This window comes from Cutibacterium sp. LaCa_89, from assembly GCF_058177555.1.
This window is the reverse complement of record NZ_CP190889.1, coordinates 996,194-1,017,834: the sequence shown is the minus strand read 5'-3', so window position 1 is coordinate 1,017,834 and position 21,641 is coordinate 996,194. Positions and strand designations below refer to the sequence as shown.

Sequence of the window (21,641 nt, the reverse complement as noted above, 5' to 3'; positions counted from 1 at the left end):
AGGCCTACCGGTATCTGGGGACCCGGCAATGAGGTACCACGATCCGATTAGATGGGCAGCTCCGGCAGCGATCGGACGATGTCCATCGTCTCAACCGACACCCGGGTGATCCGCTTGACGAGGTCGACGATGTATCGGGGGTCGTCGTGCTCGCGGCACCAGTCGTTGGGGTCGTTGACGATGCCGGAGGCCTTGTCGGTTTTCACCTGGTAGCGATCGATGAGCCATTCGAGACCGGAGCGGGAGCCGAGCCGATACTCGTGCACGGCAGCGGGAATGTCACTCAGCGTGAGGTAGCCGTTGTAGATGATGGCCTTCCGAGTGGTCTTGTCCTCCCACCGCATCTTGGTGACGCGATACAGCTCCCACTCGTCGACATCGAGCGGATGCGTGGACTCGTGGAGCGGGTAGGGATCGACCGTCTCGTAGTTGACGTGCAGATCGGCAAGTGCGCGGCCGGCATCGACGAACGCCTGGAAGTCAGCCGATGAGGCAGCCAGCGGGATGCGCGGCAGCATCCGCTTGAGATCGGCGGCGAACACCTCCCGGTACTGCTGGGAGTGCAGCACCCCGTAGACGTAGTGGAAGATGTCGTCCTTGCTCACCTGCGGCCCGAACTTCTCCCGGTAGACGGCGAGGATCTCATCGGTGATGTTGTCGACGCGACGGTAGCCGTACTCGTCGACCTCCCCGGGCGAGGCCGCAAAGAGCCCATCGTCTGCAGAGACCTTCTCGTAGGTCCAGCGAGGGAAGAACTGGGCAGCGTCTACATAGGTTTTGCTGTCGGGCAACGCATTTTGCATCAAGACGCTGAATGGCGATCGAGCACCAGATTCGATAGCCCCAAACCCCACATTCTCATGCTGCGACGTCGGGAAATAACTGGAATTTTTTCCTGGGACAGAGTTAAAAACAGGATCAAAGTAAAGGGCGTTCTTGCAAAATGGCCGATAGACCGCTTCATCCTGCACATGCTCGGGAACAAATCGCTCGGTATGCCCGGCTACTGCTCGGCGGCGAATGTTCCGACTCCAACTGATCTTGGATGGATCACTGCTGAGTGATGCATCGTTACCATCATTCGACAAGGCTTGCTCATTGTAGAAGTCGATCATGCGACGCATGTTCGACTCGACCTTGCTCCGGCTGAAGTTGTAGCACCATGCATCTCGGGTGGTTTCCACACCGCGGCTGTGGCTGGCGAAGTGAGCAACCGGGTCATCGGACAGTGCAGGGAACGTGTCGAAGATGGCATTGCGCTGGTTGATCCAGTCACCGGCCTCGTTCGGGGTGATCGAGCGCCACGGCACCGACGCCAAGGTGGCCTCGTCAATGTCGGCGAGCTTCTCCTCACGCGACTGGTAGTCGGGCACACCGTGGTAGTGCAGCTGGCATCCCGCGACACCGGGCTGTTTGGCGGCGATGAGGACCGCCACCCCGGTCCGGGCACCAGATCCGAAGACCTTGCCGCCCTCCCGACGAGACGTCTCCCCTGCCGTACGCTGATTGCCGCGCAGGTTGTACACCCAGATCTGGGTGAACTCGTCCACCAAGGTCTTGCGGATGCCGTCGGCGGTGTTGCCGTCCACCCAACCATTGTTGGAGACGAAGGCCACCACTCCCTGCTCACCGACTCGATCGCTCGCCCACCGGAAGGCGCGAATGTAGGAGTCGTAGAGGCTGTTCTTGTTCGTGGCCGTGGAACGAGCGGCGTAGGTCTGCCCGATCCGGGCGTCCAGGGTCGGATAGTGCAGGTTCGCGTTGTCGTCATTGGCACTGGACTGGCCGGCCGAGTACGGCGGGTTGCCGACGATCACCTGGATCGGGGCCGCCAACTGCCGCTCGATGCGCTCATTGTTCGCCGGAATCAACGAGGTGTCGGCCCGATCCCCCTTCTCGGTGATCTGGAAGGTGTCGGTGAGCGTGGCACCCGGGAAGGGCGTGTACCGGGCGCTCGGAGCCTCCTGCGAAGCCCGCCCCTCGGACTGCTCGCCCTCGGTGCTGGGGATCTCACCTCCCGGCCCGGTTTCAGCCGCTGGGCGCGAGGCGAACTGCTGGTCCGCGATCTCGTCCACCCGGGCCTGGGTGAGGGCCTGGTACGTCGTCTCGATGTTGACGCACGCAATGTAGTAGGCCAGCAGCATGATCTCGTTGGCCCACAGCTCCCGGTCATACTTGCGCGCCAGGTCCTCGGGCCGGATGATCCCCGATTCGAGCAGCCGCACGATGAACGTCCCGGTGCCGGTGAACGGATCCTGCACGTGCACGTCGGTGTCGGTGAGACCGTAGCCGAACTGCGCACGGCACACGTCGTCGGCGCTGCGCAGGATGAAGTCGACGATCTCCACCGGCGTGTAGACCACCCCCAGGGAACTGGACTGCTTGGGGAAGGCCTTCCGGAAGAACTGCTCGTAGAGCCGGTGGATGACGGTCTGTCGACCGGCTGTGGTCGTCACACCCTGGGCGCTGCGGCGTACCGAGGCATAGAAGGATTCCAGGGCGGCGGTCTCCGCCTGCAAGCCGGCATCCTCCAGCAGGCCAATCATGGTCTGCATGGTGGCCGAGACCGGATTGTTCCGGGCGAACGAACCGGTGGGGAACAACGCCTCGAACACTGGTTGGGTGATGAGGTGTTGACTCAGCATGTCAATCGCGTCGGCCTCGCTGATCGACTCATTGATGTTGGCGCGCAATCCCTCGTGAAAGGCGCGGAAGGCGTCGGCAAGTTCGTCGTCCTCGGCTCGAGCACGCGTCAACAGACTCGTGATGCGGGTCACCTGATTGGTGTGGATGTGCACGACGTCATCGGCCCAGTTCTCCCAGTACTCACGCTCGCCCACCTTCTTGACGATGCGCGCCAGGATCGCGTCCTTGAGCTGCGTGCTGAACAACGGGAACTGCTGTCCCAGGGCCTGCTGCGCCTTCTCGGAGCGCTCCTCGGAGGCACCGTCGCTACCGAAGACCTCGATCCCGATCCGACCCTTGGTCGACTTGTCCAGATCGATCGAGTTGACCATCGCCTTGAACCGGTCGTCGTGGGAGCGCAAGGCATTGAGCACGTCCCAGACCACCTTGAAGCGCTTGTTGTTGCGCATGGCCTCATCGGGTGACTCGCTCGCATCGATCGCCACCGGCAGGATGATGTAGCCGAACTCCTTGCCCGGAGCCTTGCGCATCACCCGGCCCACCGACTGCACGACGTCGACCAGCGAGTTGCGCGGCGACAGGAAGAGCACTGCATCGAGGGCCGGCACGTCCACACCCTCCGACAGGCAGCGCGCGTTGGACAGGATGCGGCACTCGCTCTCCTCGACACCCGGTGACTTGAGCCAGGACAGTTCGTCCTCACGGGTGAGCGCATTCATCGTGCCGTCGACGTGATGCACCGCGACCTCGAGATCGGGCATGTCCGGATCGGTGTGAAGATCTTCGACGACCGCCGGAAAGGTCTGGGCGAAGGCCTTGGACGCCTTGATGTTCTGCGCGAAGGCCACCGCCCGTCTCATTGGCACCGGGTCCGGGCCGAAATCCATGTCTGCGGTGCGTTTGGCCAGACCATTCCAGCAGCCCACGATCTTGGCAGCGTCATCGAGGGAGAGCTCATGGTCCTCGTCGGCCAGCGCCGACTGCAACCCACCGGAGACCGACTCGTTGTCGACGCACAGGATCATGACCTTGTAGTCGGTGAGCAGGTTGCGCTCGACGGCCTCACCGAACCCCAGCCGGTGAAACTGCGGGCCGTACACCGTCTCGTCGTCCATCGACGCGACGACTGCCGAGTGGTCGGCTGCCTTGCGCTTGGACTCCTCGCCGTAGATGCGCGGTGTCGCCGTCATGTACAACCGTTTGGTGGCAGGCAGGTAGTCGTTGTCGTGCACCTTGACGAAGGCCGACTCGTCGGCACCGCCGGGAAGTGTGACGCCGGTAGTGCGATGCGCCTCGTCACACAGGATGAGGTCGAACTGCTCCCTGGACTCCCGCTGAGCCCGAGCGACGACGTCAATGGACTGGTAGGTGGAGAAGACGACGGTCATCTGCTTGCCGCGCCGACCCGACGCCTTCATCTGCTCGGCAAGCCGGGCGGCATCGGTCGTCGGCAGCGGGATGTCGTAGGTCGTGATGTCCTCGGTCTTGCGGGACGCCTTGGTGTCGGAGCACACGACCATCGGGCGGATCCTCGTCTGGGACTGCGCCATCCACTCCCGCAGAGTCTGACTCACCAATGCGATGCTGGGAGCCAGGAAGAGCACCTTGAGGTGGCCGTCGTTGTCGGCACACCGCCGCTCGGCAAGCTTGAGCGAGGTGAACGTCTTGCCCGTCCCGCACGCCGAGATCCACTTGCCCCGGTCATGGTTCTGGAACCCCTCCTGGATCTTCTCCAGTGCCTCCTTCTGGTGCGGACGCAGCCCATAGCGGACGGCCTTGCGGGGCTCGTAGGAGAGCGACTCCGGCGTGAACATCCAGTCGATCGGCGACTCGGCGATCTCGGCCAGGCCAATGCGCTGCACGGGCACGGACTGATGCTCCAGCGCCTTCTCGGCATTCCTCGACCAGTGATCGGTGGTCGAGATGATGATGCGATTGTCGAACCAGATCTGGTCCCAGGCCTTGCCCGACGCCGTGAAGAACGAGTCGATGTCCTGTTTCTGCAGGTAGTGCCCGCGATCGTAGAACTTGCACTGGATCGCGGTCCAGCGTCCGGTGTGTCGGTTGTGGGCCACCAAGTCGATGCCCGAGTCGTGGGTGTGCTCGTTGTGCTCCCACCGAGGCCAGGTCGTCACCTCGTCGTACTCGGAGGCCAGCGTGGGGTCGGTCTCGAAGTACGACACCATGAGTTCCTCGAACTGCGTTCCGCGCTCGGTCGAGGATGGTTCCGCGCGGAATCGTTCGATGACGTCATGGATGCTGGTGCGCTTGGCCACGATTCTCCTTGGAGTGGGACGCCTCACCTGGGTGAGGCGTTGTCAGCCTAGTGCACCACTGTCCGGGACCATCGTTCGGTTCACCCAAGAGTCCAAATTACCCTCACACGACGATGATGGTCGGCACGATCATGGGGCGACGTCGGTAGGTCTGCGCCACCCAGCGCCCGATGGTGCGTCGGGCAACCTGCTGGAGTTTGTGCTGGTCGCTCATGCCGCCGCGCATCGCCGACTGCAACTCGCTCACGAGTCGGTCGCGGATCTCGTCGTAGCCACGATCGTCCTCGGCGAATCCCTTAGCCTTGATGTCTGGCCCCGACACGATGCTCGCGCTCTTGGGGTTGATGGCGGCCGACACCGAGATGAACCCCTCCTCACCGAGAATCTTGCGATCGGCCAGGGCATCGGGGGTGAGTTCGCTCACCCCGGTTCCCTCGACGAGAATGTAGGAAGCATCCACCTTGCCGACGACGCTGGCCCGGCCATCGTCCAGGTCGACGACGCCGCCATCGGTGACGACGATGGCGTCCTCGGGCTGCACACCGGTGGACACCGCGATACGGGAATTCGCCGTGAGATGCCGGTTCTCGCCGTGGATCGGCATGACGGCGCGCGGTCGCACGACATTGTAGGCGTAGAGCAGCTCGCCCTGGGCAGCGTGCCCGGAGACGTGAACCAGCGCATTGCCCTTGTGCACCACCGTGGCACCGCAGCTCATGAGACCATTGATGACGCGGGTGACGGCGTTCTCGTTACCGGGGATGAGCGAGCTCGCCATGAGCACGACGTCACCCTCCCCCACCGAGATGTCCCGGTGCTCACCGTGGGCGATGCGGGCCAGGGCCGACAGCGGCTCGCCCTGGGAACCGGTGCAGATGATGGCGACCTTGTCGTCGGGGTACTTGTCGAGATCACGCAATTCGATGAGTGAGTCGTCGGGCACCTTGAGGTAGCCCAGGTCGCGGGCGATCGCCATGTTGCGCACCATGGAACGCCCGACGTAGCAGATCTTGCGACCGTGCCGCACGGCGGCGTCGACCGCCTGCTGGACGCGGTGGACGTGTGAGGCGAAGGTGGCAACGATGAGTTTCTGGGTGGCCTGGTCGAAGGTCTGCTCGATGGCCGGGGCGAGGTCACGCTCGGAACGCACGAACCCGGGCACCTCGGCGTTGGTGGAGTCGACCATGAAGACGTCGACACCCTCCTCACCGAGCCGGGCGAAGGCCCGCAGGTCGGTGATCCGCCCGTCGATGGGCAGCTGGTCCATCTTGAAGTCGCCGGTGTTGAGGATCGACCCGGCGTCGGTCTTGACGTAGACGGCCAGCGCGTCGGGGATGGAGTGGTTGACGGCGACGAACTCGACGTCGAACTCCTCGCCGATCTCGGCGGCGTCGCCCTCACGCACCACGCGCAGGTCGTAGTTGCGGATGCGGTGCTCCTTGAGCTTGGCCTCCACCAGGGCAAGGGTGAGCTTGGATCCGTAGACCGGGATGTCCGGACGACGCTTGAGCAGGAACGGCACCGCACCGATGTGGTCCTCGTGGCCGTGGGTCAGCAACAGGGCCGTGACCCGCGACAGTTTGTCGTCGTCGAGGTAGTCCAGGTGCGGCAGGAGCAGGTCAACTCCCGGATGGTCGTCCTCGGGGAAGAGCACCCCACAGTCAATGAGAAGGATCTCCCCATTGATTTCGTAGCACGACATGTTGCGTCCGACATCTCCCAGGCCGCCGAGGGGAATGATGCGCAGAACGTCCGGTTGCAGGTCCGGGGGTGTCGTCAATCCAGTATTAGCCACGGCGTGAAGCCTATCGGGAAACTCCGACAGCTTCGCCCCGATGTGTCCTGACCGCTTCATCAAGGGCCTGAGAGACGAAGTTCTCAGCTCGTTGGCGCAATTCCTCCCTGGCCTGGCGTCGTGGCAGGGTCTCATCGGCATACATCGGCGGCCCCACCTTGGCCTCCAGCTGCGGACGCCGCCACTTGACTCCGAGCTTCCGCCCGGACCGCACCAGTGCCACTGGCACCACCGGGGCACCGGTGCGCACCGCGAGGGCAAAGGCCCCTGGACGGAAGGTCCCTGCGGAGATCTCGTAACAGGTGATGTCTCCCTCTGGATAGATGACGACGCAGTCACCGTCAGCCAGCGCCTGCGCATTGGCCGAGAAGAAACCTCGTACGTCAGAAACGTCAACCGGAATCGTTCCGAAGGCTCGCAGGATGAGCCCTGCCACCGGGATGTCGAAGTTGGAAGGTTGCGAGTTGAACCTCAGACCGGTCGGCCAGAACACCCGCACCAGGGCCAGACAGTCGAAATCGTGGACGTGGTTGCTGACGACGATCGTCCCTGGCTCCAGATGGTGGTGTCCTCGCCGGCGAAAAGCGAAGGTCATCCCGGTGAGAATCACCGCAGCTGGGCCGACAATCGTCAGATAAGCCAGTCGCTGGAGCTTCTTCATCCGGTCGGCCCCGAGATGGCGGCGTCAAACATCTCGACCAGCAACCGAGCCGATCTGTCCAGGGCGTACTCCTGGCCACAGTGTGCCTGGGCCTTGCCCGCGGCCTCACGCTCCTTCGGGTGCTCCAGCCACCAATCGATGTCAGCCGCCATCCTCTCCGGATCGCGCGGCGGGCACAGACCGTGCTCGGGGACACGACAGAACTGGCTAGTGGCCGACAGCGGGCTGTCGACGATGAGGCAGGGTAACCCGACCGAGGACGCCTCCAGGGCAGCCAAGGACTCGATCTCGACGTCTGCGGGGTGAACGTAAAGGTCGGCGGCTCGCAGTTCAGCGATGAGGTCCTCCGGACGGTCGTGGCTGACGAAGCAGGTGTCAACCCCAGTGCGTTCGGCTCGCCTCTGCAACCATTCTCGCTGCGGCCCTCGACCGGCGACCACCAGACGGATCCGATCGCGATGTCGAGACCGGGCAATGGCGTCGACGAGGACCTCGATCCTCTTCTCCGGTGAGAGCCTGCCGACAGTCATGACGGTGGCAGGGCCAGAGCTGTCCAGAGCCCACGTCTCTCGTGGCGGGCCGGGCCGAAACTCTGGCGGCACCCCATTCGAGATGACGTGAAGGTGCTGGTCGTAACCGTGTCTGCGCAACTGCTCGGCGATGAATTCACTGGGGGCATGGATGTGGGACACATCGTGGTAGAACGCCAGCCACAACATGCGATAAATGCGGTCGGCAAGGCGTCGAGCGTTGGCCAGGTGCACGTTGTAGGTGATGTTCTCAGGCTGGATGTGGAAACCCGCGGTGACGGGAACACCGGCATGCTGCGCCACGTGTTTGGCACAAGCCCCCAATAGCGACGGCATGACGACATGCACGAGGTCAGCCTCGGCCACCGCTGAGGAGACAATGGCCCTGACTGGGCGCGCGAGATCGACGTTCTGAAGGTCAGCCAGGTGGGTGATGAGCGGCAGGTAGAGGACGGGCACGCCGACCACGGGGATCCCGCGAGTGCTGGGCACCGGGGTCGACTCGACGCTGAGTAAACGCACCTCGTGACCCTGGTCACGCAATGCGTGGGAAAAACGAAGGGTCGAGGCCGTCGTCCCATTTCCTGGTTGGAGGGCGTCGACCACAAGAAGGATCCTCATGCGGCAGCACCACCGCTGTTCATTGCCTGCATTGACGCCATCCAACCTCGGTCCCGTGATCCTGGTCCGAAAATGCCTGTGGGGCCCGTCCTCGTCGGACGGACCCCAAAACGTGATCTCTCAGAATCTTGGGATGTTACGCATGTTCGAGGTGGCCATCGAGACGGCCTCACCGGCACCACGGTTTAGCACGATCTTGCTCATGGCGGTGGCGAACCCAATCATCTGCTCACCCTTGATCTCCGGCGGCAGGGACAGGGCGTTGGGATCAGTGAGCACCTCGACGAGGGCCGGCCCGTCGAAGTCGAGGGCATCACGAAGAGCACGACGAATATTGCGCGGATCATCAACCCGCTCGGAGTGATACCCGATCGCCTTGGCGACCCCGGCATAGTTCACGTCGTGGACGTCAGTCCCGAAGTCGGGCAACCCATTGACCAGCATCTCCAGCTTGACCATGCCGAGGGTGGAGTTGTTGAAGACAACCACCTTGATCGGCAGGTTGAGCATGCGGGCCGTGACGAGCTCGCCAAGGAGCATCGAGAGGCCGCCGTCGCCGGACACTGAAATGACCTGTCGGCCAGGGTGAGATGCCTGGGCGCCGATGGCATGCGGCAGAGCGTTGGCCATCGATCCGTGCAGGAAGGATCCGATGAGACGACGGGTACCCAACGGATCGATGTAACGAGCCGTCCACACATTGCACATGCCGGTGTCAGCAGTGAAGATCGCGTCGCGGTCAGCCAGCTCGTTGAGCAGGTGAGCGACGTACTCAGGGTGGATCGGCTTCATGTGCTCGACATTGCGGGTGTACGAGCCGACCGGAGCCTTCATAATCTTGGCGTGACGCTTGATGGTGGCCTTGAGGAACTTGTCATCATGCTGCTTGAGCAGCGGGGTGACAGCATTGCACAGGGCCTTGACGTCGGCGTGGATCGGGAAGGAGACGTCGGTACGACGGCCCAACTTCTCCGGGCGGTTCTCAACCTGAACCGTGAGGGTGCCAGGTAGGAACTGGTTGTAGGGGAAATCGGTTCCCAACAGGATCAGCACGTCGGCATCATTCATGCCCTCGGCTGCCGCACCGTAACCCAGCAGACCGGTCATGCCGACGTCGAAGGGGTTGTCGTACTGGATGAAGTCCTTGCCGCGCAGGGAGTGACCGATCGGGGCCTTGAGCTTGTCAGCCAGGGCCAAGACCTCGTCATGAGCACCCTCGACGCCGGCACCGGCGAAGATGGCGACCTTCTTGACGTCATTGAGAAGCTTGACGAGCTGACGGACGTCCTCCGGGTTCGGCTCGGTGGAGGGACGACGGCTCGGGACGAAGACCGGCGACGGAGCGGCAGCCTTCTTGTCGGTGATGTCGCCCGGGAGGGTCACGACCGAGACGGTGCTGCCCGCGACAGCATGGCGAATGGCCGAGTTGACGACGCGAGGTGCCTGCTCGGGGGTCGAGACCAGCTCGCAGTAGTCAGAGCATTCCACGAAGAGGCGATCCGGGTGGGTCTCCTGGAAGTAGCTCATGCCGATCTGGACGCTGGGGATGTGGGAGGCGATGGCCAGAACCGGGACCTGGGAACGGTATGCGTCGAACAGACCATTGACGAGGTGCAGGTTGCCCGGACCACAGGAACCTGCGCAGACAGCCAGCTCGCCGGTCAGAGTTGCCTCGGCAGCAGCGGCGAAGGCCGCAGCCTCCTCATGACGAACGTGGACCCAGTCGATACCGCCCTTGACAGAACCGCCGGTCTTGCGAACTGCGTCAACGACGGGGTTCAGGGAGTCACCGACGATGCCGTAGATCCGCCGCACCCCCGCATCGAGGAGCTGTTGGACGAGTTGTTCGGCAACATTCATGAAAGGGACCTCCACGGAACTGTCGACATGTGGTGGGCGGCCGAGCGGCCACTGACCAGAATACGACTTATTGGCCTAGCCTCACCTCATCATTCGCGCCAAGCTGATCACTTTCCGGTGAGGTCGGATAGTTTCACCTCGGTCCCGACAAGGGAAAACTCCAATCCCTTCGGCGTCGCCTTGAGGGATTCGTAATGCAGATTACCCAAATCGGGGAGGGTGAATCGATCTGTGATGCCTTCCAGAACGGACTTGAGCAGGATGTCCGGAATCGGAATGCCGTCCAAGCTCGCCGATGGGCTCGTCAACGTCACCCGCCGCGATGTGGTCTCGACGCCAGGAACGGCTGAGATACTGACACCCACTCGGGCTCCCAGAACCGACATGTCGCGCACAATGGTCACCTTGCGGTTCGCACCGGCGTCATCGTTGTACGTGATCTTGCCGCCTGCCAGCCGAGACAGCTCGGGCCAGTCGACCCGACCAGTTGCAGACATCGTCTCGGCGACCATCCGGGATTCCTCACGGGCATGACGGATCCCATTGGCGTGGATGTTCACGTCATGGAAGGTCACCGTCGTCTCGTCTCGAGCGACGGTCGCCGTTGGTATGGTCGCGTCAAGTCCCTGGAGCTCGTCGGTCAGCAAGACCCCAAGGAAGGGGCGATTGCGGATCGTGACACCGACGCTCGACTCGTCCGCCCCGACTGACTCCGCAATATTGGCCGCGATGGCCTTCTCACTTCTCGCTCGGAAGGTTTGATCGGTGATCACCGCCGCGACCGCGACCAAGGCAATGATGACGACGGCGACGAGCCACTTGATGAGGCGGTGGTGACGACGATCACGTTCGACCGTCACCACCGCCCCGGTATCAATCTGAGGCCTGGGCGGTAGCACCTGAGTCGGCTCAGATGGCGTCATCGAGAAATCAGGACGCTCATTCAAGTCCGAGCAACCCTTCGATGCCGATGGTCAGACCCGGACGATCAAGGACACCGCGCACGCCGGTGAGAACGCCCGACATGAAGGAGACGCGGTCCATCGAGTCATGGCGGATGGTCAGGGTCTCCCCCTCGGCTCCGAAGAGCACTTCCTGATGGGCGACGAGGCCGCGCAGGCGGACACCGTGGACGTGGACCCCGTCAACGACGGCTCCGCGAGCCCCGTCGAGCTGGCTCTGAGTGGCGTCAGGGACCTCTCCCATGCCGACCTTCTGCCGGGCAGCCGCGATCTTGCCGGCGGTGGTGCGGGCGGTGCCGGAAGGGGCGTCGACCTTGTTGGGGTGGTGCAGCTCGATGACCTCGACCGACTCGTAGAACTTCGCAGCCTCCTCGGCGAAGTGCATCATGAGCACGGCACCGATGGAGAAATTCGGGGCGACCAGGCAGCCGGTGTTGGGATGGTCGGCGAGCTGGTCGCGCAAGGTCTGGTAGCGGTCTTCGTCAAAACCCGTGGTGCCGACGACGGTGTTGATCTCGTGGTCGATGGCCCAGGCGAGGTTGTCCATGACGGCGTCGGGGGTGGTGAAATCGACGACGACGTCGGCTCCCTCAGCGGCTGAACGGTCATCGCCACTGTCGATGGCGGCCACGAGCTCGGTGTCCTCGGCTTCCTCGACGGCCTGGCACACCGAAGCTCCCATACGTCCCTTGGCTCCGAATACGGCAACCTTGATCATCTGGACCTTCCTTCCTGACGACGGCACCTGCCCGGCGCCGCATCCAGACTACCCAGATGCTCTGACGTTCCCGAGGAATGATCCATCCGCGCACAACGAACGGGATGCCCTGGCGAAAGTGCCAGGACATCCCGCTGATGTCAGTCCCTCACAGGATCAACGACTCCAGGATTGATGACTCACTCCTCGGTGTCGTCGTCCTCCTCGTGGGAGGCCAGGACCAGGGAGAACTTGCCCCGGTCGTCGACCTCAGCGATCTCAACCTCGATCTTCTGACCGACCGACAGCACGTCCTCGACGGCCTCGACGCGCTTACCCTCGTTGAGGTCACGCATCTTGGAGATGTGCAGCAGGCCGTCCTTGCCAGGCAGCAGGGAGACGAAGGCACCGAAGCTCGTCGTCTTGACCACGGTGCCCAGGTAACGCTCACCGACCTCTGGCATCTGCGGGTTGGCGATGGAGTTGATCATCGTTCGGGCAGCGTCGGCGGAATCGCCGTTGTCGGCACCGATGAAGATGGTGCCGTCATCCTCGATGGAGATATTGGCACCGGTGTCATCCTGGATCTGGTTGATCATCTTGCCCTTGGGGCCGATGACCTCACCGATCTTGTCGACCGGGATGTGCACGGTGATGATGCGAGGCGCGGTCGGAGCCATCTCGTCAGGAGAGTCGATGGCGTCGTTCATGACCTCGAGGATGGCGGTGCGAGCCTCCTTGGCCTGTTTGAGGGCACCGGCCAGCACGTCGGCGGGGATGCCGTCGAGCTTGGTGTCCAGCTGCAGGGCGGTGACGAACTCGCTGGTACCGGCGACCTTGAAGTCCATGTCGCCAAGAGCGTCCTCAGCACCCAGGATGTCGGTGAGGGCGAGGTACTTGGTCTTGCCGCCCTCGTCGGTCTCGCTCATGAGGCCCATAGCGATGCCAGCGACCGAGGCGCGCAACGGCACACCGGCGTTGAGCAGGGCGAGGGTCGAGGCGCAGACCGAACCCATCGAGGTGGAACCGTTCGAGCCGATGGCCTCGGACACCTCACGGATGGCGTAGGGGAACTCCTCACGGGTCGGCAGGACCGGGATGAGGGCGCGCTCGGCGAGGTTGCCGTGGCCGATCTCGCGGCGCTTCGGGGAGCCAACACGACCGGTCTCACCGGTGGAGTACGGCGGCATGTTGTAGTTGTGCATGTAGCGACGCGTGGTCTCCGGGGAGAGGGTGTCGAGCTTCTGCTCCATGTCGAGCATGTTGAGGGTCGACACACCGAGGATCTGGGTCTCGCCGCGCTGGAAGAGGGCAGAACCGTGAACACGCGGGATGACGCCGACCTCGGCCGATAGGGCACGGATGTCACGGGGCCCGCGACCGTCGATACGCACACCCTCGTCGAGGACGCGCTTGCGGACAATCTTCTTCATGACGGCCTTGAAGGCGCCGGAGATCTCGGCCTCCCGCTCCGGGAAGGTCTCGGCGAGCTCGGCCTTGATGCGGGTCTTGAGCTCGGACTCAGCCTCCTGACGCTCCAGCTTGGCAGCGATCTGCTCGATGCGGGAGAGCTCGTCGGCAGCCTTCTCCTCGACGGCGGCGTAGACGTCGTCCTCGTAGTCCTTGAAGACCGGGAAGTCGTAGGTTTCCTTGGGCAGCTTGGCGGCCAGGGCGACCTGGGCGTCGCACAGCACCTTGATGAAGGGCTTGGCGGCCTCCAGACCGGTGGCGACGACCTCCTCGGTCGGAGCCGTGCGTCCGCCACGGACGAGGTCCCAGGTGGCCGGGGTGGACTCGGCCTCGACCATCATGATGGCGACGTCACCGTCGGCGAGCACTCGGCCGGCGACGACCATGTCGAAGGCCGACTCCTTGCGCTGCTCGACGGATGGGAAGCACACCCACTGGTCGTCGATGAGAGCCATCCGGACGCCACCGATCGGGCCGGAGAACGGCAGACCAGCGAGCTGGGTGGACATCGAGGCGGCATTGATGGCGACGACGTCGTAGTAAACGGCCGGATTGAGGGCCATGACGGTCACGACGACCTGGACCTCGTTGCGCAGACCCTTGACGAAGGAGGGGCGTAGCGGGCGGTCGATGAGACGGCAGGCGAGGATGGCGCCCTCAGACGGGCGTCCCTCACGACGGAAGAAGGAGCCGGGGATACGTCCGGCAGCGTACATGCGCTCCTCGACGTCAACCGTCAGCGGGAAGAAGTCGATGGAATCGCGGGGAGTCTTGGCAGCCGTGGTGGCCGACAGCAGCATGGTGTCACCATCGAGGTAGACGGCGGCGGATCCATCCGCCTGCTGAGCCAGCAGTCCCGCCTCGAAGCGGACGACGTGCTTGCCAAATTTTCCATTGTCGATGATGGCCTCGGTGAATTCGAGTCCGGGTCCCTCCACAGGGATGTCCTTTCGCAGGGCCGACCGCCGCCCGCTGGCGGTCCAGAAGGCGCCTCTTGTAAACCCACACCGGTCTTCGATCGAAGCCGCCGGGACCGTGCCCCGGTGACCACTACCGAGGACCCATGTGTCATGGGGAGGCAGTCGACGGTTACAGTAATTCTGATTGTGGCTTTCAGTTTAGGGCATCTGTGGTCAATCCCACGAATCCTGGTTTCCAGGCGTTCAGGACGTGGGTACCCGCTTCACGGCATGACCGTATGACTCCGGACATGAAAACGGGGCGCCCCGAAGGGACACCCCGTCAATTCGTGTGATCCGCGACGCTCAGCGACGCAGGCCGAGACGAGCGATGAGCTCGCGGTAGTGCTCGATGTCGTTCTTCGCGATGTAGTTGAGAAGACGACGACGCTGGCCAACCATGAGCATCAGGCCACGACGGGAGTGGTGGTCACCCTTGTGGACCTTCAGGTGCTCGGTGAGCTCAGCGATGCGCTTGGTGAGGATGGCGACCTGGACGTCCGGGGAACCGGTGTCTCCGGGGTGGGTCGCGTACTCTTCGATGATCTTCTTCTTCTCGGCAGCATCCATCTCGGTGGGTTCCTTCCTGTCCGCTGCGCGGCGTCCCCGACGCTCTTACTGCAGGGGACTCTTCCAAGGCCGCGGCCGATCTGACGGCAACTGGGTGAGAATATCAGCTCTTCCCCGTCGAGTGCGAATTCGCATGTGCCGGACAGCAGCCGGGCACCCCCATGCAGAAGGTGTATCCGACCTGACGAAGGTTCCGCGGCACAGCACCTCCTCGAAGATCGCGGCACTGATGGTCATGACGATGTACCCACCGACAGCCATGGGGAGTGAACGAGGCGAGGTGGCCCGTCACAACTCCACTGAGGCACAGGGACAGGATACCGAGAGCGGCAACAACGACAGCGGTGACGCGGGGATGACTCGCGACCAGGGATCGGCAACTGGCCACGCCTAAACTACCTTTCGATACATGGTCAGCGACAACATGACCTACCGGGTATTCCCGCGGCGTTCACACCGCACCGCCCCCGAACTGCCGGACGTGATTGCCAGCCTCAGGCCAGGATTTGCCGTGCCGCGTCGACGTCGTCGGTCATCTGCGAGATCAGCGGCTCGATACCGTCGAACTTGATCTGCCCACGCAGTCGCTCGGCAAAGGTGACCTTGACGTCGACTCCATAGAGCTCGAGATCATCGCGATCGATGACGTAGGTCTCGACTCGACGCTCGACACCGTCGAAGGTCGGGTTGGTCCCCACCGAGATCGCAGAGGGAAGTCGGCGACCGGCGTCCGGACCGCTACCAGGCTCCAACCATCCGGCATACACCCCGTCAGCCGGAACGGCACGCCCTTCCGGCAGGACGAGATTGGCCGTCGGGAATCCCAGCTCGCGTCCGCGCTGGTCCCCCATGACGACGACCCCACCGACCTCGAAGGGGCGTCCGAGCAACTCGGCGGCCTCGGCGACATCGCCGGCTGCCACCACCTCGCGAGCCCGGGTCGACGACACCGTGACACCGGAAATGGCGACGAGATCCATGGCATGAACCTCAAAGCGACCACAGCCAATCTCCGACAGGGCCTGCGGAGTGCCCACGGCGTGACGTCCGAAGCGGAAGTTCTGGCCCACCAAGACATGCTCGGGTTGCAGAGGGCTGATCATTCGCTCGACAAAGGCCGCTGGGGACCAATTCGCGATCTCCGGAGTGAAATTGACCACGCGCACCTCGCTGGCACCGGCCTCCTTCAACCAGTCAATGCGTCGCTCCAGCGGGCACAGCAGAGCCGGGGCCTGGTCAGGGGCCAGGACGGTCAGCGGATGAGGCCAGAAGGTGACGACGACGACGTAACCGTCCGGATCAAGCCTCTTGGCCTGCCGAACAAGGGCCTGGTGGCCACGGTGCACACCATCGAAGTTTCCGATGACGACGGTTGACGATTCCTCGGGAACAGACACGCCCGGCAGTCTATGGGGACAACCGCCCATGGCCCGAATCCGAAAATCATCACTGGGCGTCGTCATCGCGGAATTGGCAGGCGTCCCACCGCGTCAGGATACGAACCGGGCCGCCCACCTGGGCGGCCCGTCCTGCCGATCAGCTCTCGGCGAGTTCGCCGGACTTGAGCTTGTCGACCCACGCCTTATTGTGCGAGGTCCACTCCGCCACGGCCTTCTCCTGGTTCTTGCCTGCGTAGTTCTCCGCGGAGAACATGGTGTTCTCGAGGCTCGAGAGGGTGTTGTCGTCGAAGACCATGTTGCGCACCAGCTGCGCGGCCTTGGGATGATCCTTCGCGAATCCAGGACGGCTGAAGCTGTATAGCACCTCAGCCTCGCCCATGGCCTTCTTGGGATCCTTGAGATCGCGAACCGGGAAGGCCCCATAGGCCCAGTGCGGACGCCACAAGGTCACCGCGATGTCCTGACCGGCGTCGGTGGACTTCTTGAGCTGAGCCAGCATCGCCGGGGTCGACGAGATCTTGAAGTTGATGTTCTTCAAGCCGTACTTCGGAATGGCGGAATCCTTGGTGGCCTTCGTCAGCCCGGCACCTGCCTCGATGCCGTACAGGGTGTTGTCGTACTTATCCCCCATGGTCTTGAGGTCGCCAATGGTGCGCGCCTTGGAGTCCTTGTTGACGGCGATGGTGAGTTTGGCGTTGTCATACCAGCAGCCAAGATTCTCCATCTTGTCGCCGTAGCGCTTGACGTAGTCGGCGTGAGTAAGGGGAAGCCAGCCGTCCGTGATGAGGTCGATGTCACCAGCAACGAGTCCGGCATAGCCCGGGCCGGCGTCGAATCCCTTGATCGTCACCTTGTAACCGTCCTTCTCCAGGACGTTCTTGATGATTCCGGCAGTGGCAAAGGACTCATCCCAACCGTTGAAGGCACCGATGGTGATCTTGTTGTCATCATCGGTCTTCATGGACGTGGTGTCTTTGGATCCGGTACCCGGGGTGCAGTCGGCCCACTTCGTGTTGACGTTGTCGGAGCCCGTGTCAGAGCTGCCGGACTCTCCGTTTCCGCTGTTGGAGGCATCGCATCCAGACAGGGTCAGGGCACCCATCGTCAGGATGGAGGCCACGGCGATGACCTTGCGTCGAACCATACTTGTACTCCTCATTGTTACCTCGTGTTCATGTTCTGCATGGGACTCAGTCGTCCTATTGGGTTCAGCTGCCCTGTTGTGATCAGTTGGCGCGCTGTGCCCGGGCGAGCGAGGTGCGATTGGCCAGTCCATTGGTGATGCGGTCCAGGTAGACGGCCACGATCACCACTGCCAGTCCAGCCTCCATGCCCAGACCGATGTCGACCTGGGACAGGGCTGCGACGACGTCACCGCCAAGACCACCGGCACCAACCATGCCCGACAGCACGACCATGGACAGGGCCAGCATGATGACCTGGTTGACGCCGGCCATCACCGTCGGCATGGCCAACGGCATCTGGATACGCCACAGGATGTGACGCGGACTGGCACCGAAGGCTGCGCCGGCCTCCACCGTCTCGGTGTCGACGCCGCGAATACCCAACTCGGTGAAGCGCACACCAGGCGGCAGGGCGAAGATGATCGTCGCGATGGCACCGGGAACTTGGCCGATTCCGAAGAGGACGATGACCGGGACCAGGTACGCCAGCGACGGCATCGTCTGCATGAAGTCGAGAATCGGCTTGATGATGGCCGAGAATCTCTTCGACTTGGCAGCCCAGATACCCAACGGGATCGCCAGGATGAGGGCCAGAATCACGGCTACCACGACCAGGGACAAGGTTTGCATGGTGTTGCTCCACTGATCCATGGCCCGGACCAGGTAGAACCCAATGAGGGCGAACACTGCCACCTTCCAGTTCGCACAGGCCCAGCCGATGGCGGCGAAGACGACCAGCATGACCAGATACAGCGGCTTGGACAGGACGAGGTTGAGCCCGTCGTACATACCGCCGATGACGACGTTGGTGAAGGTGATGAGCCAGTCAAAGGCGTGCTGGAACCAGTCGAAGAAGGTCTCGATCCAGCTTCCCAACGGAATACGGGGGTTGACGAAATTGAAGCCCATCTCGATCAGGCCTCCTTCTCGATGGTCGGAGTGGACGCAACCGTCGCGGTCATCGTCTGGTCAGCTGGTGGAAGACCAACGGGGTCTCCGACGCCCTTGATGACAGGTAGCTTCCCGGTGTCCTCCAGGGACATCACGGATCCCTCGGACACCTTGTCCTGGGACCTCGACATGGAGTCGAGCAGAGCGACTCGGGAAATGACTCCCATGAGGTGGAAGTCCTCGTCGACGACGGCCAGGGGCACTCGTGCGTCCTTGGACGGGGCGAAAAGATCGGACAATGGGGTGTCCGTGCGAACAGTGAGGATGCCGCCGGTCTCGACGACTCCAGCAATGCTGCGATCGCCACGACGAGCAGCCTCGATGACCTCTTGGTCCCCGACCATGCCGAGCAGACGGCGGTGCTCGTCAACGACGAAGACGCCCGCCCAGTCGTGTTGGTCCATGATGCGCTGGACCTGGCGAGGATCTGCCGACTTGGAGACGATGGCCTCTGTCGGGCGCATGACCGCCGATGCCGTGAGCACTCGGCTGCGGTCGACATCCTGGACGAAGTCAGCGACGTAGTCGTCGGCCGGTTGGGTGAGGATCTCGTCAGAGGTGCCGATCTGGGCGACACGACCATTGCGCATGACCGCGATGTGATCGCCGAGGTACATGGCCTCGTTGAGGTCGTGGGTGATGAAGATGATCGTCTTATTGAGGGTGCTTTGCAGCTCGAGGAGCTGGTCCTGCATCTCACGACGGATGAGTGGGTCAAGAGCGGAGAAGGCCTCGTCCATGAGCAGGATGTCAGTCTCCGCAGCGAGAGCCCGAGCCAAACCGACGCGCTGCTGCATACCGCCGGACAGCTGGTGGGGATACTTGTCTCCCCATCCCTTGAGCCCCACGGTGTGCAGCCACTCGTTGGCTTTCTCCAAACGGTCCTTCGGCTTGAGCTTGCCCTGCAACTTCAGCCCGTAGGCCGCGTTCTCGCGAACAGTCAGGTGAGGAAGAAGGGCGAAATGCTGGAACACCATCGACACATGGTCGCGACGAAGCTCCCGCAATTGGGAGTCGTTCATGTCAGAGACAACTTTTCCGGCCACCTCGACGGTACCCTCGGAGGGCGCCCACAACCCGTTGATCATCCGGATGAGGGTGGACTTTCCGGACCCTGAGAGGCCCATGACGACGAAAGTCTCTCCCTTGGCGACCTCCAAGCTGACGTCGATGACAGCCGCCGTACCGAGAGAGGCAAGATCTTCTCGAGACTCCCCTGCTTTGAGTCTTTCGATCACTTCTCGTTCGTGTTTACCGAAAACCTTGTACAGATGGGATGCTCGAACCAAATCCACGTCGTACGGCACCTTTCACATGGGCGATGGAGTCAAAAGGGCTAGTTGAAAACAACTCATGCGGATCACGAGGACACCACGACTTCGCGTCACGGTGCCGTGAGCCGCCTAAAAATCACGTCTCCCCCAGCACAAAATAGCTATTTGAAGTTATCACGTCATATTTACAACTGCAACCAGAAGGTATTATCACCGCGACTAAATTAATTTCAATGAATACTTGGTAATATGCTGCTTCAGCAGCATGAACACCAAATAATTCAAACTCATGTGGGATATGTCACGCCACATGATAGTGTCAGTCTGACCGCATCCTGACAGGCTCACACGCACCTGTGACTGTGCTGTGGTCAAACCAGCACGCAGATTGCGCGACTCCGTTCTTCTTTCTCGCCATCTGGCCGATAAAGGGCCAGCATCTCTCCGGTTCGGGCGACCATCGCAGTCACGTCAGCGGGAACGGTCAGATCCAGACGTCGTCCGACCCGAATGGCAGCTTCCTGGTCATCAGTGACCTCGACGACGGGGAAGCTCAGCTCGGCAGCCTCAGCCATCGTCATCGGGGTCGGGGCGACCGCATCATCGGCAAAGATGTCAGGGCAAGCCGCGGTGAGGTCGAAAGGTCCGATCCGGGTTCGCCGCAATGCAGTGAGGTGACCCCCCACTCCAAGATCGGCACCCACGTCACGGGCCAGGGCCCTCACATAGGTGCCGGAAGAACAGGTGACCTCGACGCCAACGTCGATCACCTCCTCATGGCGTCGTATCTCAGTGGCCTCGAATCGGGAGACGGTCACCCCGCGTGGCTTCAGGACAACGTCTTCCCCGGCACGCACCTTGGCGTAAGCGCGCTGACCGTTGATCTTGATTGCGCTGACGGCGGTGGGAACCTGCTGGATCTCACCGGTTTGGCGTGCCATCGCGGCAATGATGGCCTCATCATCGATCCCGGATGCGTCGGTGATGCCGGTGGCATCCCCCTCGGCATCGTCGGTGACGGTACTCACTCCCAGCCTCACCGTGGCGGTGTAGTCCTTGTCGTGCAGGGACAGATGGCCGAGGAGTCGGGTGGCGCGATTGATCCCGATGATCAGAACTCCGGTGGCCATCGGGTCCAGGGTTCCGGCATGGCCAACCTTGCGGGTGCCCATGAGGCGACGCACCCGCCCGACGACCTGGTGGGAGGTCACTCCGGAGGGCTTGTCGACGACGAGGACGCCAGAGGGGACGTCGGGATTGGCCTTCATTGGCCAACCCCGAAACATGCCGACGCCATGATCGTCACTCGGCCTCGTCCTCGTCGCTATGACGGTAGGGATCAGCCTCACCGGCAGGCATGGCACCTTGGGAGCGTCGAGCGATCTCGGCATCAGAAGCGGCAGCTCGTGCCAAGGCGTCCTCGATCGACTTGGCGGTCTCAGGAGTGGCATCACGCACGAAGGTCAGGGTCGGGGCGTAGCGCAGCTTGAGTCTCTTGCCGACGGTGGAACGCAGCATCCCCTTCGCCGACTCAAGTGCCGCTTCCGTTCCGGCGATCTCCTTGTCGGTACCCATCGCGGTCCAGAACAAAGTGGCGTCACGGGAGTCCCCGGTCAGACGCACATCGGTGATCGTCACGAAGCCCAGGCGGGGATCCTTGACACGACGCTCAAGGGTCTCGGCCACCACGACTCGGATCTGATCGGCTAACTTGGCGACACGCGGATTCGGTGTGTTCATGATCTCTCCTCGCCATCGGTGTCCTGAGCGGATCAACCATTTTTG

At 62.7% G+C, this 21,641-nt stretch carries 15 protein-coding genes; all 15 read right to left on the bottom strand.

Translation table 11 applies throughout. The features are described 5' to 3' along the window. Nucleotides 1-47 precede the first annotated feature (47 nt). Complete coding sequence (locus ACP8LP_RS04665) at nucleotides 48-4,922, bottom strand: DEAD/DEAH box helicase (protein WP_484483302.1); 4,875 nt, start codon at nucleotides 4,920-4,922, stop codon at nucleotides 48-50. A gap of 103 nt (nucleotides 4,923-5,025) precedes the next feature. Further along, nucleotides 5,026-6,717, bottom strand: a complete 1,692-nt coding sequence (locus ACP8LP_RS04660; protein WP_334353346.1) for a ribonuclease J — start codon at nucleotides 6,715-6,717, stop codon at nucleotides 5,026-5,028. Nucleotides 6,718-6,727: 10 nt separating this feature from the next. Then, nucleotides 6,728-7,378 (bottom strand): lysophospholipid acyltransferase family protein, encoded by a 651-nt coding sequence (locus ACP8LP_RS04655; protein ID WP_016665712.1) that lies wholly within the window; start codon nucleotides 7,376-7,378, stop codon nucleotides 6,728-6,730. After that, nucleotides 7,375-8,529, bottom strand: a complete 1,155-nt coding sequence (locus ACP8LP_RS04650; protein WP_083940434.1) for a glycosyltransferase — start codon at nucleotides 8,527-8,529, stop codon at nucleotides 7,375-7,377. Before ACP8LP_RS04650 ends, ACP8LP_RS04655 begins: the two co-directional genes overlap by 4 nt. A gap of 120 nt (nucleotides 8,530-8,649) precedes the next feature. Continuing rightward, a complete protein-coding gene (locus tag ACP8LP_RS04645; RefSeq protein ID WP_484483301.1) occupies nucleotides 8,650-10,389 on the bottom strand; it encodes a pyruvate dehydrogenase in 1,740 nt (579 codons plus the stop codon). A 107-nt stretch (nucleotides 10,390-10,496) separates the two neighbouring features. Continuing rightward, the gene (locus ACP8LP_RS04640) at nucleotides 10,497-11,312 is read right to left on the bottom strand and encodes a DUF2993 domain-containing protein (protein WP_036975331.1); all 816 of its coding nucleotides are present in this window, start codon (nucleotides 11,310-11,312) and stop codon (nucleotides 10,497-10,499) included. 16 nt (nucleotides 11,313-11,328) lie between these two features. After that, complete coding sequence (gene dapB / locus ACP8LP_RS04635; protein WP_004808670.1) at nucleotides 11,329-12,069, bottom strand: 4-hydroxy-tetrahydrodipicolinate reductase; 741 nt, start codon at nucleotides 12,067-12,069, stop codon at nucleotides 11,329-11,331. A 179-nt stretch (nucleotides 12,070-12,248) separates the two neighbouring features. Then, nucleotides 12,249-14,456, bottom strand: a complete 2,208-nt coding sequence (locus ACP8LP_RS04630) for a polyribonucleotide nucleotidyltransferase (RefSeq protein ID WP_484483300.1) — start codon at nucleotides 14,454-14,456, stop codon at nucleotides 12,249-12,251. A 327-nt stretch (nucleotides 14,457-14,783) separates the two neighbouring features. Then, on the bottom strand, nucleotides 14,784-15,047 hold the full coding sequence (gene rpsO, locus ACP8LP_RS04625; protein ID WP_002514283.1) for a 30S ribosomal protein S15: 264 nt from the start codon (nucleotides 15,045-15,047) through the stop codon (nucleotides 14,784-14,786). Nucleotides 15,048-15,541: 494 nt separating this feature from the next. After that, on the bottom strand, nucleotides 15,542-16,510 hold the full coding sequence (locus ACP8LP_RS04620) for a bifunctional riboflavin kinase/FAD synthetase (RefSeq protein WP_371258438.1): 969 nt from the start codon (nucleotides 16,508-16,510) through the stop codon (nucleotides 15,542-15,544). 73 nt (nucleotides 16,511-16,583) lie between these two features. Continuing rightward, nucleotides 16,584-17,591, bottom strand: coding sequence for a glycine betaine ABC transporter substrate-binding protein (locus ACP8LP_RS04615; RefSeq protein WP_016665718.1), 1,008 nt, complete (start codon nucleotides 17,589-17,591; stop codon nucleotides 16,584-16,586). Nucleotides 17,592-17,673: 82 nt separating this feature from the next. Next, entirely contained in the window at nucleotides 17,674-18,540 is an 867-nt protein-coding gene (locus ACP8LP_RS04610; protein WP_334338793.1) for an ABC transporter permease, read from the bottom strand. A 5-nt stretch (nucleotides 18,541-18,545) separates the two neighbouring features. Then, nucleotides 18,546-19,889, bottom strand: a complete 1,344-nt coding sequence (locus ACP8LP_RS04605; protein ID WP_036975338.1) for a quaternary amine ABC transporter ATP-binding protein — start codon at nucleotides 19,887-19,889, stop codon at nucleotides 18,546-18,548. A 338-nt stretch (nucleotides 19,890-20,227) separates the two neighbouring features. After that, the gene (truB, locus tag ACP8LP_RS04600; protein WP_334338791.1) at nucleotides 20,228-21,124 is read right to left on the bottom strand and encodes a tRNA pseudouridine(55) synthase TruB; all 897 of its coding nucleotides are present in this window, start codon (nucleotides 21,122-21,124) and stop codon (nucleotides 20,228-20,230) included. A gap of 34 nt (nucleotides 21,125-21,158) precedes the next feature. After that, complete coding sequence (gene rbfA, locus ACP8LP_RS04595; RefSeq protein WP_270236672.1) at nucleotides 21,159-21,596, bottom strand: 30S ribosome-binding factor RbfA; 438 nt, start codon at nucleotides 21,594-21,596, stop codon at nucleotides 21,159-21,161. Nucleotides 21,597-21,641: the final 45 nt, after the last annotated feature.

Coding starts and splice junctions, on each gene's coding strand:
- ACP8LP_RS04650 (WP_083940434.1), bottom strand. CDS start 8,529: ATGAGGATCCTTCTTGTGGTCGACGCCCTCCAACCAGGAAATGGGACG.
- ACP8LP_RS04610 (WP_334338793.1), bottom strand. CDS start 18,540: ATGGGCTTCAATTTCGTCAACCCCCGTATTCCGTTGGGAAGCTGGATC.
- ACP8LP_RS04620 (WP_371258438.1), bottom strand. CDS start 16,510: ATGACGACGCCCAGTGATGATTTTCGGATTCGGGCCATGGGCGGTTGT.
- ACP8LP_RS04645 (WP_484483301.1), bottom strand. CDS start 10,389: ATGAATGTTGCCGAACAACTCGTCCAACAGCTCCTCGATGCGGGGGTG.
- dapB (WP_004808670.1), bottom strand. CDS start 12,069: ATGATCAAGGTTGCCGTATTCGGAGCCAAGGGACGTATGGGAGCTTCG.
- ACP8LP_RS04615 (WP_016665718.1), bottom strand. CDS start 17,591: ATGGTTCGACGCAAGGTCATCGCCGTGGCCTCCATCCTGACGATGGGT.
- ACP8LP_RS04655 (WP_016665712.1), bottom strand. CDS start 7,378: ATGAAGAAGCTCCAGCGACTGGCTTATCTGACGATTGTCGGCCCAGCT.
- rpsO (WP_002514283.1), bottom strand. CDS start 15,047: ATGGATGCTGCCGAGAAGAAGAAGATCATCGAAGAGTACGCGACCCAC.
- truB (WP_334338791.1), bottom strand. CDS start 21,124: ATGAAGGCCAATCCCGACGTCCCCTCTGGCGTCCTCGTCGTCGACAAG.
- rbfA (WP_270236672.1), bottom strand. CDS start 21,596: ATGAACACACCGAATCCGCGTGTCGCCAAGTTAGCCGATCAGATCCGA.
- ACP8LP_RS04640 (WP_036975331.1), bottom strand. CDS start 11,312: ATGACGCCATCTGAGCCGACTCAGGTGCTACCGCCCAGGCCTCAGATT.